This is a genomic window from Micromonospora sp. NPDC005299 (genome assembly GCF_042872345.1).
Lineage (GTDB): Bacteria > Actinomycetota > Actinomycetes > Mycobacteriales > Micromonosporaceae > Micromonospora.
In genome coordinates this window covers 141,197-155,464 of the sequence record NZ_JBIAKG010000008.1, presented here as the reverse complement: position 1 = coordinate 155,464, position 14,268 = coordinate 141,197, and the positions used below count along the sequence as shown (strand labels likewise).

Here is a 14,268-nt window from a genome sequence, read left to right as displayed (position 1 = left end):
ACCGACGCAGCGCGAGCCTCAGTCGACATCGACCATCCTGCCGGGCCGAGCAGCACCGGCGGGCGGAAACCGCGACCGCCACCAGCGACTGGGCGGAGCATGCGGAGGCACCGGGCGGACGGGCACTACGCGAAAACGCCCGTCGGCCTGGGCCGACGGGCGTCGCGTGGAGCGGAGCTCCCCCGTTTGGACTCGAACCAAAAACCTGCCGGTTAACAGCCGGCTGCTCTGCCAATTGAGCTACGGGGGACCGTAGACCGCCCGGCTGCGGATCTCTCCGTGCCGTGCGACGGGGACAAGAGTACAGGACATCGGGGGGTGGTGCGCCAGGGGGTTAACCCGACTTCCCCCGCCGGCGACCCGCTCAGAATATCGGACAAATCGCCATCTCGGCACAGGGAGGCATGAGCGGAGAGCAGGATGGGTAGTTAGCCGCCGACAGTGAATGCAGGCGCGAGAAGGTCGCTCCCGTCGGGAACACCCGCTGGGATCGGCGGCGCGTCAGGTACGGAAGGAGCCGCCATGCGCGGAAAGATCATGTTTCTTGGCGGGCTGGCTGCGGGATTCGTCCTGGGCGCCCGTGCCGGCCGGGAGAAGTACGAGGAGTTGGTGGTCCGTGGCCGCAAGGTGCTCGACCACCCGACCGTCCAGGAGGCGGCGGGGGTCGCGCAGGCCCAGGCGACCCGGCTCTACTCGGAGGGCAAGGACAAGCTGGGGCAGACCAAGCTCGGCGAGAAGCTGGGCACCGGCAACGGCAACGGCGGCAAGCCGGGGCTGACCGAAGCCGACAAGCCGTTCACCGGCACGCCGGCCGCCGTCGGCGCCAAGGCCGGCTCGACCGGCACGGGCTCGACCACGACCGGCTCGTCGACCACCAAGTCGTCCGGCACGAGCACCAACCTCTGACCCACCCGAAGCGGGCCGGTCGCCATTGGGCGGCCGGCCCGCTTTCGTGTGTCCGAACGAGACCCCGCTCCCACTTTCGCTGATCTTGAACAAAAGTGAAGCGGGTTTATCGAAAACTTTCGGCGTCAACCTCTTCTCTTTTGTTCCAGGCGCAAATATCGTCTCGCATAGAACCTGGCCAGGCTCTCGTCACTTCCAGCGACCTCCTCAGCCTCGTCCCGGCGCTGAGGCGGACCCGCCCGACCAGAGCGAGGTTCGATGCGCAGAAGACCGTTCGGCCGCAGGGCCGCCATCCATCTCAGCGTGCTCACGCTCGTCGCCGCGACCCTCGTCGCGACGGCGGAGCGGGCCCCCACCCCGGCGCAGGCCGCGCCGGTGCTCGCCGCCCCCGCACCCGCCAGCAACGGCATCCAGTACAAGGTGCTCGTCTTCACCCGGTCGGCCAGCGGCAACAACGCGGCCACCGCGGCCGGCGTGCAGGCCGTCCAGCAACTCGAGCGGGAGCGCCGCTTCACCGTCGAGGTCACCAACGACCCGCGCAAGTTCGACCAGCCCCACCTGAAGCAGTTCCGCGCCGTGGTGTTCCTGAACACCGCCGGCGACGTGCTCGACGACGCTCAGCAGGCCGCCTTCGAGGCGTACTACCGCGACGGCGGCGGCTTCGTGGGCGTCCACTCCGCCATCGAGGCCGAGCCGGACTGGTCGTTCCTCACCAACCTGCTCGGCACCCGGGCCACCGGCGCGTCGACGGCCGCGAGCCGGGCGACCGTCACCGTCGCCGACCGGGTCCACCCGGCGTCGGAGACGCTGCCGCAGCGCTGGTCCACCACCGACCGGTGGTACAACTTCGCGGCCAACGTCCGGGGCGTCTCGCACGTGCTGGCCACGGTGGACGAGAAAACGTACGCCGGCGGCAGCATGGGCTTCGACCACCCGGTCACCTGGTGCAAGGACTACCAGGGCGGCCGGTCCTTCTACACCGGACTGGGCGCCACCCCGGCGAGCTACGACAGCGCCGACCTGCGGGCCCACCTCGGCGGGGCGATCCAGTGGGCGGCCGGCGTGACCGACGGCGACTGCGGCGCCACGGTGCTCGCCAACTACCAGATGACGGTGGTCGGGGCGCAGCCCAACGTCAACGAGCCGATCGGCTTCGACGTCCTCCCCGACGGGCGGGTCATCCAGACCGACCGGCGCGGCGGCGTCCGGCTGCATGACCCGGAGACCAACCAGACCACGGTGCTGGCCCAGATCCCGGTCTACACCAACAGCGAGGACGGGATGTACGGCCCGGCGGTGGACCACGACTTCGCCACCAACAGGTGGGTCTACCTCTACTACGCGCCCCCGCTGGACACCCCGACGGGCAGCGCGCCGACCACCAGCACCGACCCGGCGGCGTGGGACCAGTGGAAGGGCTACTTCCAGCTCTCCCGGTTCAGGTTCGTCGACGGGGAGACGCCGTCGCTGGACCTGAGCACCGAGCAGAAGATCCTCCAGGTGCCGGTGGACCGGGGCGCCTGCTGCCACGTCGCCGGTGACATCACGTTCGACTCGGCGAACAACCTCTGGCTGGTCACCGGGGACGACACCCCGGCCGGCGGCGGCGGGTCCGGCGGGTTCTCCCCGCACAACGACTCGGTCAGCGCCGCCGGTGTCTACCAGGCCCCGTTCGTCGACGCCCGCCGCAGCGCGGCCAACACCAACGACCTGCGCGGCAAGGTTCTGCGGATCACCGTCGGCGCGGACGGGTCGTACACCGTCCCGGCGGGGAACCTGTTCCCGGCCGGCACGGCGAAGACCCGCCCGGAGATCTACGCGATGGGCTTCCGGAACCCGTTCCGGATCACCCTGGACAAGGACGACGTCGCCTACGTCACCGACTACTCGCCGGACTCGTCGACCGCCCAGGTGGGCCGCGGTCCCGCCGGCACCGGCCGGATGATGGTGGTCGACAAGCCGGCGAACTACGGCTGGCCCATGTGCGTGCAGCCGAACCTGCCGTACATCGAGATGAACTGGACCACCAATCCGATCTCGCCGGTGGCCCCGTTCGACTGCGCGGCCCCGAAGAACACCTCTCGGCACAACACCGGCCTGACCGACCTGCCGCGGGTGGAGAAGTCGGAGCGGTGGTACTCGTTCCAGGCCCCGACGCCCTGCCCGGAGTCCTACCTGTCGACTCCGACGCAGACCTGCCCGGTGCTCTTCCCGGAGCTGGGCACGGGCGGCGTCGGCCCGCACGGAGCGGCGAAATACGACTTCGACCCGGAGCTGAGGTCGGAGACGAAGTTCCCCGAGTACTACGACGACGCGATCTTCTTCGGTGAGTTCACCCGGGACACCCTCAAGGAGATCCGGCTGGACGACCAGGGCGACATCCTGAAGATCAACAATGTGTTGAACTGCGGGCAGGCGCCCACCACCCCGGCCAAGCCGTTCCTCTGCGACAACCCGATGGACATGCGCTGGGGCGCGGACGGCAACTTCTACCTGCTGACGTACGGCGACGGGTTCTTCAACGTCAACCCGGACGCGGCGATACTCAGGTTCAGCTACGTCAAGGGCCTGCGGGCGCCGACGGCCGTGCTGAACGCGACCCCGACCAACGGGCGGGCCCCGCTGACCGTGGCGTTCTCCAGCGACGGCTCGACGGACCCGGACCCGGCGGACTCCATCTCGTTCGCCTGGGACTTCGACGGCAACGGCACCACCGACTCGATCGACCCGAACCCGTCGTTCACCTACACCAGCAACGGCGTCTACACCGCCCGCCTGACGGTGACCGACTCCAGCGGCAAGACCGCGTCGGCGAACACCACCATCACCGTCGGCAACACCGCGCCGACCGTCACCGTCACGACCCCACTGGAGGGTGGCTTCTTCAGCTGGGGCGACGACATCCCGTGGACGGTCACCGTCACCGACCCGGAGGACGGACCGGTCGACTGCGCCCGGGTCGAGGTGACCTTCGTGCTCGGGCACGACAGCCACGGACACGGTGAGGCCAACCAGTTCGGCTGCTCGGGTGTGCTGCCCACGGACGCCGACGACGCCTCGCACGGCGGCTACATCTACGGCGTGGTCAGCGCGTCGTACACCGACCGGGACGCCAACGGCCAGCCGGCGCTGACCACGGTGGACCAGCAGATCGTCCAGGCCAAGCGCCAGGAGGTCGAGTTCGCCACCGCGGAGTCGGGCACCACGGTCGGCACCACCACCGACACCGGGGGCGGGCAGCAGCGCGGCAGCCTCGACCCCGGCGACTGGATCGCGGTCAACAACACCGTGAACCTGAGAAACCTGCAGTCGGTGACGCTGCGCACCTCCGGGGGCAGCGCCGCCACCGCCGGGCAGCCCCGGTTCGGCGTCCAGTTCCGGCTGGACTCCCCCACCGGCCCGCTGCTGGCCACGGCCACGGTCAACGCGACCTCCGGCAACAACGCCTTCACCAGCACCACCGTGCCGGTCACCGACCCGGGCGGGACGCACAAGCTCTACCTGGTCCTGACCACGGTCCCCGGCGGTCCGGCCGGCGGCTTCGGCAACCTCAACTGGGTCGAGTTCACCGGCCAGGGCATCGGCGTCACGCCGTGACGCCCGGGTGGGGTCGCCACCCGGCGGCCCCACCTGACTCTCTCCCTTCCACACCATCCAGCACCGTCAGAAAGGCAGTCAGCACATGAACGACACATCGCACGGCATGAGCCGTCGCCGGGTGCTCGGCACCATCGCCGGGGCGGCGGGCGCCGTCGCCGCCGGCGCCGCCGGGCTCGCCCCGTCGGCCGCCTTCGCCGGCAACGGGGTGCTCGTCCCGACCGGCAAGCGGGGCATCATCCTCTACAGCGTCCGCGACCGGATCAGCACCGCCCCGGACGCCACCGGCGTGCCGTACGGGTTCGAGCGGGTGCTCGCCCGGCTCGCGGAGATCGGCTACAAGGAGGTCGAGTTCGCCGGGTACACCCAGCACACCTCGATCCTCGGCCGGCAGATCACCCCGGCGGAGATCCGCAAGATCCTGGACGACAACGGGCTGCGTGCCAACGGCTCGCACGCCTCCGTCCCAAGCACGGTCACGCCGGACACCATCGCCGCGTTCGAGCAGACGCTGGACACCGCCGAGATCCTCGGCATGACGCACATCGGCACCGGCAACGACCCGACCGGCAGCAACTACAAGGCCGACTGGGACGCCGCCGTGGACCGGTGGAACACCTTCGGCGAGATGGCCGCCGCCCGGGGCCTAAAGCTGTACACGCACAACCACGACGCCGCGTACAACTTCCTGCTGGACAGCGGGCCGCTGGACGGGCTGGGCCGGCCGACCCGGTCCTCAGGCGTGCGCAAGCTGGAGTACTTCATCGCGCGGACAAACCCGGAGTGGGTCTGGTTCGAGATGGACATCTACTGGGCGCACGTGGCCCAGCACCGGTTCCGCAGCTACACCGACCCGGACGGGGGGACCCAGACCAACGTCTTCGACCCGCTGGCCGTGGTCGCCGCCCAGACCATCCGGTTCCCGCTGTTCCACGCCAAGGACGGCACGTACGACCCGGCCACCGCGGCCGGGTACGAGATGGTGCCGCTCGGCCAGGGCGACATCGACTACGGCACCTTCTTCGCGAACATGGGCGCGAAGGGTTACCACAACCCGATGTGGGAGCAGGACAACGCACCGGGCGGCGCCGCCGACCCGGGCCGGTCGCTGCGCTACGCGGAGATCAGCTACCAGCACATGTCGGGTCTGCGGGGCTGACGGACTCGACACCGGGATCGCAGGGGGCCGCACCGGGGAACCGGGGCGGCCCCCTCGCGTCACACCGTCGTGACGCCGGTGTGGCACATTCGGGGGGAGGTGATCGTGATGACGATGGTCGGACCGGAGTCCGCCGACCAGGCGCGGCTGCTGCGCCTGCTGCGCGACGACGGCCCCCGCTCGCGGGTCGAACTGGCCGACGCTCTGGGCCTGCCCCGGGCCCGGTTCACCGCCGAGGCGGACCGACTGGCCGCGCAGGGCCTGGTGGAGACCGCCGGGCCGGCCGCGTCCCGGGGTGGCCGGCGCTCCTCGCTGCTGCGGGTCGGCGGGCAGGTGCGCTTCGGCGCCGTGCGGGTCGGCGACGGGCGGCTGGCGGTCGCGCTCACCGACGGCGAGCTGACCCTGCTCGCCCGCCATGACGAGCCGGTCGACGTCCGGCTCGGCCCGGAGATCGTGATCGGACGGGCGGTCGAGCTGCTCGGCAAGCTGCGGGCCGAGGCCGGGCTGGCCCGGCTGGCCGGCGTCGGGGTGGCGCTCCCCGCGCCGGTCGCGGTCCGCGAGGGCGCCCCGGTCTCCCCGCCCGCCCTGCCCGGCTGGCACCAGTTCCCGGTGCGCGACACGATCGCCGCCGAGCTGGGCTGCCCGGTGCAGGTCGACAACGACGCCAACGTGATGGCCCTGGGCGAGCGGCACGCCGGCACCGGCCGGCCGTTCGACGACTTCCTCTACGTGAAGCTGGGCGACGCGGTGGGCTGCGGGCTGGTGCTCGGCGGGGCGCTGTACCGGGGCGCGGCCAGCGGCGCCGGGGACATCGGGCACCTCCAGCTCACCGAAGACGGGCCGCTCTGCGGCTGCGGCAACACCGGCTGCGTCGAGGCGTACTGCGGGGACGCCGCCCTGGTGCGGGAGGCGGTGACGGCCGCGCGGGCCGGGCGCTCGACGGCGCTCGCCGACCGGCTGACCGCCGCCGGCGCGCTCACCGTGGCCGACGTGGCCGCGGCGGCGACCGCCGGGGATCCGGCCGCGCAGACGCTGGTACGCGACGCCGCCCGCCGGCTCGGGCAGGTGCTGGTCGGCCTGGTCAGCTTCGTGAACCCGGCCATCGTGATCATCGGCGGCGCGGCCCCGGGTATCGGGCCGGTCCTGCTCGCCGAGATCCGAAGCGTGGTCTACCGGCGCTCCACCCCGCTGGCCACCGGCAGCATGCCGATCGTCCTGTCCGACCTCGACGACCGGGCCGGCCTGGTCGGCGCGGCCCGGCTGGTCAGCGACCAGGTCTTCGCCGCCCGCTGAGGGCCGCCTCCGGGGCCGGCCGCGCCGACCCCGGAGGCTCGGACGGGTCAGTCCCGGCTGCTGCTGAACGCCGCGTCGAAGGCGGCGGCCGGGGCGTCGAAGGCGAGCCGGCGGACGAACTGGAGCGCCTCGGGGGCGCCGACCAGGCGGTCCATGCCGGCGTCCTCCCACTCGATTGAGATCGGGCCGGTGTAGCCGATCGCGTTCAACGCGCGGAAGCAGTCCTCCCACGGCACGTCACCGTGGCCGGTGGAGACGAAGTCCCAGCCCCGCCGCAGGTCCGCCCAGGGCAGGTGGGAGGAGAGCCGGCCGCGCCGGCCGTCCCCGGTGCGCACCTTCGCGTCCTTGCAGTCGACGTGGTAGATCCGGTCGGCGAAGTCGAAGATGAAGTTGACCGGGTCCAGCTCCTGCCAGACGAAGTGCGACGGGTCCCAGTTCAGCCCGAACGCGGGCCGGTGGCCGATCGCGTCCAGGGTCCGCCTGGTGGTCCAGTAGTCGTAGGCGATCTCGCTGGGGTGCACCTCGTGGGCGAAGCGCACGCCGACTGAGTCGAAGACGTCCAGGATCGGGTTCCACCGGTCGGCGAAGTCCTGGTAGCCGCGTTCGATCATCGCGGGCGGGACCGGCGGGAACATCGCCAGGGTGTGCCAGATCGACGAGCCGGTGAAGCCGACCACCGTCTTCACCCCGAGCTTCGCCGCCGCCCGGGCGGTGTCCTTCATCTCCTCGGCGGCGCGGCGGCGTACGCCCTCCGGCTCGCCGTCGCCCCAGATCCGGGCGGGGAGGATGTCCTGGTGCCGCTCGTCGATCGGGTGGTCGCAGACCGCCTGCCCGACGAGGTGGTTGGAGATGGCGAAGACCTGGAGGTTGTGCTTGGCGAGGGTGGCCCGCTTGCGGTCCACGTACGACTCGTCGGAGAGCGCCTTGTCGACCTCGAAGTGGTCGCCCCAGCAGGCGATCTCCAGGCCGTCGTACCCCCACTCGGCGGCGAGCCGGCAGACCTCGTCGAACGGAAGATCGGCCCACTGGCCGGTGAAGAGCGTGATGGGTCGCGCCATTGTCCTTCTCCCCTGTCGTGATGATGGGGGGATTCCGTAGCGAACCGAGGCGAGGGCGACCGGGTGCCGGCGACCCCGGCGGGCACCGGTGGACGCGGTCGCGTCTGGGCCCGACGGGTTGCGCCTCCCGCCGGGTCACCGGCCACCTCGCGGTCGCCGCCCTCACTCTAGGTCGGCCGCGGCCGGCGCGGAAGGGCCGGGCCCGATCAGGCGGGCTCCGCCTCGTCCTCGGGGGCGGGCAGCTCGGCGCGGACCAGCCAGCCTCCCTCGGGGCGCGGGCCGGCGTGGAAGGCGCCGCCGACCGACTCGGCCCGCGTCCGCAGGCCGGCGACCGGGATGGCGGGCCCGTCGCCGCGTACCTCGACGGTGAGGCCGGCCGGGTCGTAGCGCAGCCGGACCGCGACGGCCGCGCCCGGCGCGTGCCGGCGCGCGTCGGTCAGCGCCTCCTGGATGATCCGGTACGCGGCCACGTCGACGGCGGCGGGCAGCGGGCGGGGCTGGCCGCCCACCCTCCAGCGCACCGGCTGGCCGGCGGCGACCTCGTCGATCAGCGCGTCCAGCCGGGTGAGGCTGGGCGCGGGCCCGGCGGGCGACGCCGACGGCTCGGCGCGGCGCCGCACCCGCAACAGGGCGGCCCGCAGCACGTCACCGACGCTCGGGCGCGCCCCGGCGACCCGACGCCACCGCTCCAGGCGTCCCACACGGTCAAGGTACGGCAGCACCCCGGCGGCGGACCGGGCGGATCCCGCAGGTCGCCCGGTCCGCCAGCATCCGTCGGATCAGGGCAGGGTCCACTTCTGGTTCGCCGCGCCGGTGCAGGTCCAGAGGTGTACGGGGGGCTGTCGGCGGAGTTGTTGCCGGAGACGTCCAGGCACTTGCCGGACTGCGGGTTGCGCAGCGTCTCAATCAGCGACAAAGGTCGGCGTCAGCGGCGCCGATCCACGGCCCGGGCCGCCAGCTCCGCCAGTGCCGCCCGGGCCGGCTCCGCCAGCGGCAGCCCGTCCAGCGCGGTCAGGGCCGCGTCGGCCCGGGACCGGATCATCCGCTCCACCGCCGCCCGCGCCCCGGATGCCTCCACGATCCCGCGCACCTCGGCGGCGCCCGCCGCGTCCAGATCCGGATCGCCGACCAGCGCCCGCAACCGCGCCACCCCGCTCGGGCCCGCGGCCGCCCGGGCCAGCGCCAGCAGCACGGTCGGCTTGCCCTCCCGCAGGTCGTCCAGGTTGGACTTCCCGGTCACCGCCGGGTCACCGAAGACGCCGAGCAGGTCGTCGCGGAGCTGGAAGGCGTCCCCGAGCGGGTCCCCGAACCCGGCCAGCGCCGCCACCACGTCCGGGTCCGCCCCGGCCAGGGCGGCGCCCACCTGCACCGGCCGGGTCACCGTGTAGCGGGCCGTCTTCAGCCGGACCACCGCGAGGGCGCTCTCCACCGAGCCGTCGCCGGCCGCGGCCACCACGTCGAGGTACTCCCCCGCGATCACCTCGGCGCGCATCCGCGCGAGCAGGGCGTGACCCCGGCGCAGCCGCTCGGTGGCCAGCCCGCAGCCGTGGAACATCTGCCCGGACCAGGCGGCGCAGAGGTCGCCGCAGAGCACGGCCGCCTGCCGGCCGTACGCCTCCGGGTCGCCGCGCCAGCCGGCCCGGGCGTGCCGCTCGGCGAAGACCCGGTGCACGGTGGGCCGGCCGCGCCGGCGGTCGCTGCGGTCGAGGATGTCGTCGTGGATCAGCGCGAAGGCGTGGAACAGCTCCAGCGCCGCCGCGGCCACCACGATCGGGGTGCCGTCGGTGCCGCCGAAGCCTCGCCAGCCCCAGTAGCAGAACAGGGGTCGCAGGCGCTTGCCGCCGGCCAGGACGAACCGGCGGAGCACGGCGTGCACCACCTCCGTACCGTCGTCGTCCGGCCGACCCGGCCGGCGCTCGTGCAGGAACGCGGCGAGCGCGGCGTCGAAGCGGTCCCGCAGCAGGGCCGCATCGGTCGGTGCGACGGTCAGGGTCATGGCGCCTCCCGGGACGCCAGACTCAGGCAGATCCCGAGCCGGTCGGTATCCATGGCTGACAATACCGCGCGTGCCCGTCCCGCGGACTCCATTGGGCAGCCGCTTCAGCCTCGAAGCCCACCCAGGTCGGCGAGGTCGAGCCGGCCGGACTGGCCGTAGAACTCGACCGGGTTGCGCCACAGCACCCGGTCCACGTCGTCCTCGGTGAACCCGGCGAGCAGCATCGCCTCCCCGGTGGCCCGGGTGAGCAGCGGGTCGGAGCGCCCCCAGTCGGCGGCCGAGTTGACCATCATCCGCTCGGTCCCGTACGTCCGCAGCAGCTCGACCATCCGCGGCGGCGACATCTTCGTCTCCGGATAGATCGAGAAGCCGAGCCAGCAGCCGGTGTCCCGGACCAGTTCCACGGTGATCTCGTTGAGATGGTCGACCAGCACCCGCCCGGGGTCGATGCCGGACTCGGCGACCACGGCCAGCGTGCGCTGGACGCCGCGCGCCTTGTCCCGGTGCGGGGTGTGCACGAGGGCCGGCAGGTCGTGCGCCACGGCCAGGGCGAGCTGCCCGGCGAAGGCGGCGTCCTCGGCCGGGGTCATCGAGTCGTAGCCGATCTCGCCGACCGCCACCACGCCGTCCTTGTCCAGGTAGCGCGGGAGCACGTCGAGCACCGGCCGGCAGCGCGGGTCGTTGGCCTCCTTCGGGTTCAGCGCCACGGTGGCGTGGTGCCGGACGCCGAACTGGCCGGCCCGAAAGGGCTCCCACCCGACCAGCGAGTCGAAGTAGTCCACGAAGGTGTCCACGCTGGTGCGCGGCTGGCCCTGCCAGAACGCCGGCTCCACCACGGCGCGTACCCCGGCGGCGGCCATCCGCTCGTAGTCGTCGGTGGTCCGGAAGGTCATGTGGATGTGCGGGTCGAAGATGCGCATCACGCCTCCCCGGCGGTGGTCGAGGGCGAGCCTGCGTCGAGCCGGTCGAGCAGATCCGCGGCGTCGGCGGGCATGCTGCGGCCGGCCGCGTGCCGCTCCGCGGCGAGCCCGGCCAGCATCGCGGCAAGCTCGCCGTCGGCCCGGCCGGCCAGGTCGTCGACGACGGCCAGCGGCACGCCGGTGAAGACGCACTTGAGCACCGCCTGGCGCCAGGCCGGCTGTTCCAGGTGCCGGGCGTACGGACCGAGCGCGGCGGCCACCAGCCGGGTGTCGTCGGTGCGGATCGCGTCGTGCAGCAGCGGCACGCACTCCGCCCCGATCGGCAGCAGCGGCAGGGCCCGCAGCACGGCCCGCTTCTCGGCGGCGTCGCCGTGCCGGTAGAGCGTCTCGGCCGCCGCGGCGTGGTCGGCGGGAAGCGCGGTGAGCAGCAGCGCCCGGGCGGCCTCGTCGACGGTCCAGCCGGGCGGGTCGGGCAGCGGCCCTCGGCCGCACCGCCGGGCCGCGGTGGCGAACAGCCGCGGGATCGCCGCGGGTTCGGTCGCGACGCGGCGCAGGGCCGCGTCCAGCCACCGCGGGTCGGGTACGCCCCGCAGCGCGGTGCGCAGTCGGTGGGGTGTCATGCCGTCTCCCCTCCGAGCCGGGGCGGGGCGGTGGGGACGGCGGCGGCACCCGCCGGAGCTGTCGCGGCGACCGCGCCGGCGGCCGTCCGGGCAGCCGTACGCATGGTGCTCGCCTCCTCCTCGTCGGGCCGGTCGGCCGGTGCGGCCGGGGAATCCCGGTCCGGCCGCACCGGACGGCCGTGCTGCTTCGTGCCGGCCCGCGGGTTCGCAGCGGCGGCACGCTCCCCGGGCCGACCTCGTCCCCGCCGCGGGGCGCAACCGCGGCGGGCCCTCGCCGGTCGGCACCGGAAAGCCCTTCGGGCGGCGCAGGTGCGCCGGGTGGACAGGGCGGCGCGTGGGGCGCCGCGGTGCGGGTCGGTCAGGCGGCCACTTCGGCCAACGCGGGCTCCACCTCCGTCCACGCGGCCCGTTCGGCGGAGCGGGTCACCGCGTCGAGCACGAGTTGGACCTGCAACGCGTCGGCGAACGACGGCGCCGGGTCCACACCGGTGGCGACCGCCTCGACGAAGTCGCGCATCTGGTGGGTGAAGGAGTGCTCGTAGCCGATGATGTGGCCGGGCGGCCACCACGCCGACAGGTACGGGTGCTGCGGCTCGGTCACCAGGATCCGGGTGAAGCCCTGCTCGGCGGCCGGCCGGGTGGCATCGAGGAACTCCAGCTCGTTGAGGCGTTCCAGGTCGAACACCACGCTGCCCAGCGAGCCGTTGATCTCGACGCGCAGGGCGTTCTTGCGGCCGGTGGCGAACCGGGTCGCCTCGTAGGTGGCGAGCGCGCCGCCGTCGAGCCGGGCCACGAAGACGGCCGCGTCGTCCACGGTGACGCGACCGGTCGCCCGGCCGTTGCCGTCGGCCTGCGCGGCCAGGCCGCTCGACCCGGCCGGCAGCGGCCGTTCCTTGACGAACGTCTCGGTGACGGCGCTGACCCCGGTGATCAGTTGCCCGGTCACGTACTGGGTCAGGTCGATGATGTGCGCACCGATGTCGCCGAGCGCGCCGGAGCCCGCCCTGTCCTTCTGCAACCGCCAGACGAGCGGGAACTGCGGGTCCACGATCCAGTCCTGGAGGTAGACCGCCCGGACGTGCCGGATCTCGCCGAGCCGCCCGTCGGCGACGAGCTGCCGCATCAGGGCGACCGCGGGCACCCGCCGGTAGTTGAAGCCGCACATGGCGCGTACCCCGGCGGCTCGGGCCCGGGCGGCGGCGGCGACCATCTCCCGGGCCTCCTCGACGGTGTTGGCCAGCGGCTTCTCGCACAGCACGTGCTTGCCCGCGGCCAGCGCGGCGAGGGCGATCTCGCAGTGGCTGTCCCCCGGTGTGCAGATGTCGACCACGTCGATCTCGTCGGACTCGACGAGCCGCCGCCAGTCCGTGGTGTGCCCGTCCCAGCCGAGCCGGCCGGCGGCCTCGGCCACCTTCGGCTCGTCCCGGCCGCAGACCAGCGCCATCCGCACCTGCGCCGGCAGGTCGTACACGCGGTTCACGGTGCGCCACGCCTGGGAGTGCGCGGCGCCCATGAACGCGTAGCCGACCATGCCGACGCGCAGGACGTTGTCGTGAGTGGACAAGGTGGGTCTCCCCCCGTGTGTCAGAACCCGAGCTTCAGGTAGCTGCTCGCGTTCTCCTTGGTGATCGTCTCGGAGGCGAGCACGATCTCCTTCGGTACCTGGAGTTCGACCAGGTCGGACATGCCCTTGCCCTGGCCGATGAGGCGGGCCAGGGTGATGGCCGAGGAGGCCATCGACGGGCTGTAGGTGACGGTGGCCTTGAGCACCGTGTTGTCGGCCCCGATGTCCTCCATGGCCTTCTTCGAGCCGGCGCCGCCGACCATGAAGAACTCCTTGCGGTTGGCCTGGTTGACCGCGGCGAGGACGCCGATGCCCTGGTCGTCGTCGTGGTTCCAGAGCGCGTCGATCTTCGGCAGGGCCTGGAAGAGGCCGGTGGCGGCCTGCTGGCCCGAGTCGGCGGTGAACTCGGCCGGGCGGCGGTTGGCCACCTTGAGGCCGAGCGAGGCCAGCGTGTCGGCGAAGCCCTTGGAGCGTTCCTGGGTCAGCTCCAGCGAGTCGATGCCGGGGATCTCGCCGATGACCGGGTTGCTGACGCCCTTGGCCTTGAGCTGCTCGGCGATGTAGGTGGCGGCGGCCACCCCCATGCCGTAGTTGTCGCCCTTGATCTGGAGCCGGTAGGCCCGCGCGTCGGGGAAGGCCCGGTCCAGGTTGACAACCGGGATGCCGGCCTTCATGGCCTCCAGGCCGAACGCGTTGAGCTCCTTGCCGTCGTGCGGCAGCAGCACGATCACGTCGGGCTTCTGGGAGATCAGGGTGGACAGCGCCGCGCGCTGGGCCGCCGCGTCGGCGCCGGCCTCCACGCTCTTCAGCTCCACGTCCGAGTACGCCCCGGCCTGCGCCTTGGCGTTGTTGGTGATGGCGGCGATCCAGCCATGGTCGGCGGCCGGGGCGGAGAAGCCGATGGTCACCTTCTTGCCCGGCTCGCTGTTGGCGCCGGTCGCCGCGGCCTTGGTCTGCGCGGCGGTCGGGGCCTGCTCGTTGCTGGTGCAGCCGGCGAGCAGCACTCCGGCGGAGAGCGCGGCCCCGCCGAAGAGCAGCCGGCGGCGTGACAGGTCACTTGTCATGACGGCCTCCTGAATGAGGTGGTGGGGTGTTTTCGGGTGTGGCGGGCCGGACCGCCGTCGGTGCGACGGCGATCTGGCGGACGCGATGGGA

The 14,268-nt window shown here is 72.9% G+C and carries 11 protein-coding genes, 1 tRNA gene and 1 pseudogene; 4 read left to right on the top strand and 9 right to left on the bottom strand.

Features of this window, described 5'->3' with window-relative positions:
• Positions 1-177: 177 nt before the first annotated feature.
• A tRNA-Asn gene (locus ACFYPD_RS22905) sits at positions 178-250 on the bottom strand.
• 272 nt (positions 251-522) lie between these two features.
• On the opposite strand from ACFYPD_RS22905, the gene ACFYPD_RS22900 reads away from it, so the two are divergent.
• The 4 genes from ACFYPD_RS22900 to ACFYPD_RS22885 all read left to right on the top strand — a co-directional run bounded on the left by ACFYPD_RS22900 (position 523) and on the right by ACFYPD_RS22885 (position 6,955).
• Positions 523-906, top strand: coding sequence for a hypothetical protein (locus tag ACFYPD_RS22900; RefSeq protein ID WP_387116896.1), 384 nt, complete (start codon positions 523-525; stop codon positions 904-906).
• A 258-nt stretch (positions 907-1,164) separates the two neighbouring features.
• A complete protein-coding gene (locus ACFYPD_RS22895) occupies positions 1,165-4,503 on the top strand; it encodes a ThuA domain-containing protein (protein WP_387116893.1) in 3,339 nt (1,112 codons plus the stop codon).
• Positions 4,504-4,588: 85 nt separating this feature from the next.
• Complete coding sequence (locus ACFYPD_RS22890; RefSeq protein ID WP_387116891.1) at positions 4,589-5,662, top strand: sugar phosphate isomerase/epimerase family protein; 1,074 nt, start codon at positions 4,589-4,591, stop codon at positions 5,660-5,662.
• A gap of 108 nt (positions 5,663-5,770) precedes the next feature.
• Complete coding sequence (locus tag ACFYPD_RS22885; RefSeq protein WP_387116888.1) at positions 5,771-6,955, top strand: ROK family transcriptional regulator; 1,185 nt, start codon at positions 5,771-5,773, stop codon at positions 6,953-6,955.
• A 47-nt stretch (positions 6,956-7,002) separates the two neighbouring features.
• Here the strand turns inward: ACFYPD_RS22885 and ACFYPD_RS22880 are convergent, their stop codons facing one another.
• The 8 genes and pseudogenes from ACFYPD_RS22880 to ACFYPD_RS22845 form a co-directional block, all read right to left on the bottom strand.
• Positions 7,003-8,013, bottom strand: a complete 1,011-nt coding sequence (locus tag ACFYPD_RS22880; protein ID WP_387116884.1) for a sugar phosphate isomerase/epimerase family protein — start codon at positions 8,011-8,013, stop codon at positions 7,003-7,005.
• Between the two features lie 206 nt (positions 8,014-8,219).
• Entirely contained in the window at positions 8,220-8,714 is a 495-nt protein-coding gene (locus ACFYPD_RS22875; protein ID WP_387116881.1) for a sensor histidine kinase, read from the bottom strand.
• Between the two features lie 78 nt (positions 8,715-8,792).
• Positions 8,793-8,914, bottom strand: a pseudogene (locus tag ACFYPD_RS22870) (RICIN domain-containing protein); the annotation flags it as partial.
• Between the two features lie 24 nt (positions 8,915-8,938).
• Positions 8,939-10,009 (bottom strand): polyprenyl synthetase family protein, encoded by a 1,071-nt coding sequence (locus ACFYPD_RS22865; protein ID WP_387116878.1) that lies wholly within the window; start codon positions 10,007-10,009, stop codon positions 8,939-8,941.
• A 104-nt stretch (positions 10,010-10,113) separates the two neighbouring features.
• Positions 10,114-10,929: a TatD family hydrolase gene (locus ACFYPD_RS22860; protein WP_387116875.1), complete on the bottom strand. Its 816-nt coding sequence runs from the start codon at positions 10,927-10,929 to the stop codon at positions 10,114-10,116.
• Positions 10,929-11,549, bottom strand: a complete 621-nt coding sequence (locus tag ACFYPD_RS22855) for an EboA domain-containing protein (RefSeq protein WP_387116872.1) — start codon at positions 11,547-11,549, stop codon at positions 10,929-10,931. Before ACFYPD_RS22855 ends, ACFYPD_RS22860 begins: the two co-directional genes overlap by 1 nt.
• Before the next feature lie 358 nt (positions 11,550-11,907).
• Positions 11,908-13,113 (bottom strand): Gfo/Idh/MocA family protein, encoded by a 1,206-nt coding sequence (locus tag ACFYPD_RS22850; RefSeq protein WP_387116869.1) that lies wholly within the window; start codon positions 13,111-13,113, stop codon positions 11,908-11,910.
• A gap of 20 nt (positions 13,114-13,133) precedes the next feature.
• Positions 13,134-14,177, bottom strand: a complete 1,044-nt coding sequence (locus tag ACFYPD_RS22845; RefSeq protein WP_387116866.1) for a substrate-binding domain-containing protein — start codon at positions 14,175-14,177, stop codon at positions 13,134-13,136.
• Between the last annotated feature and the right edge of the window lie 91 nt (positions 14,178-14,268).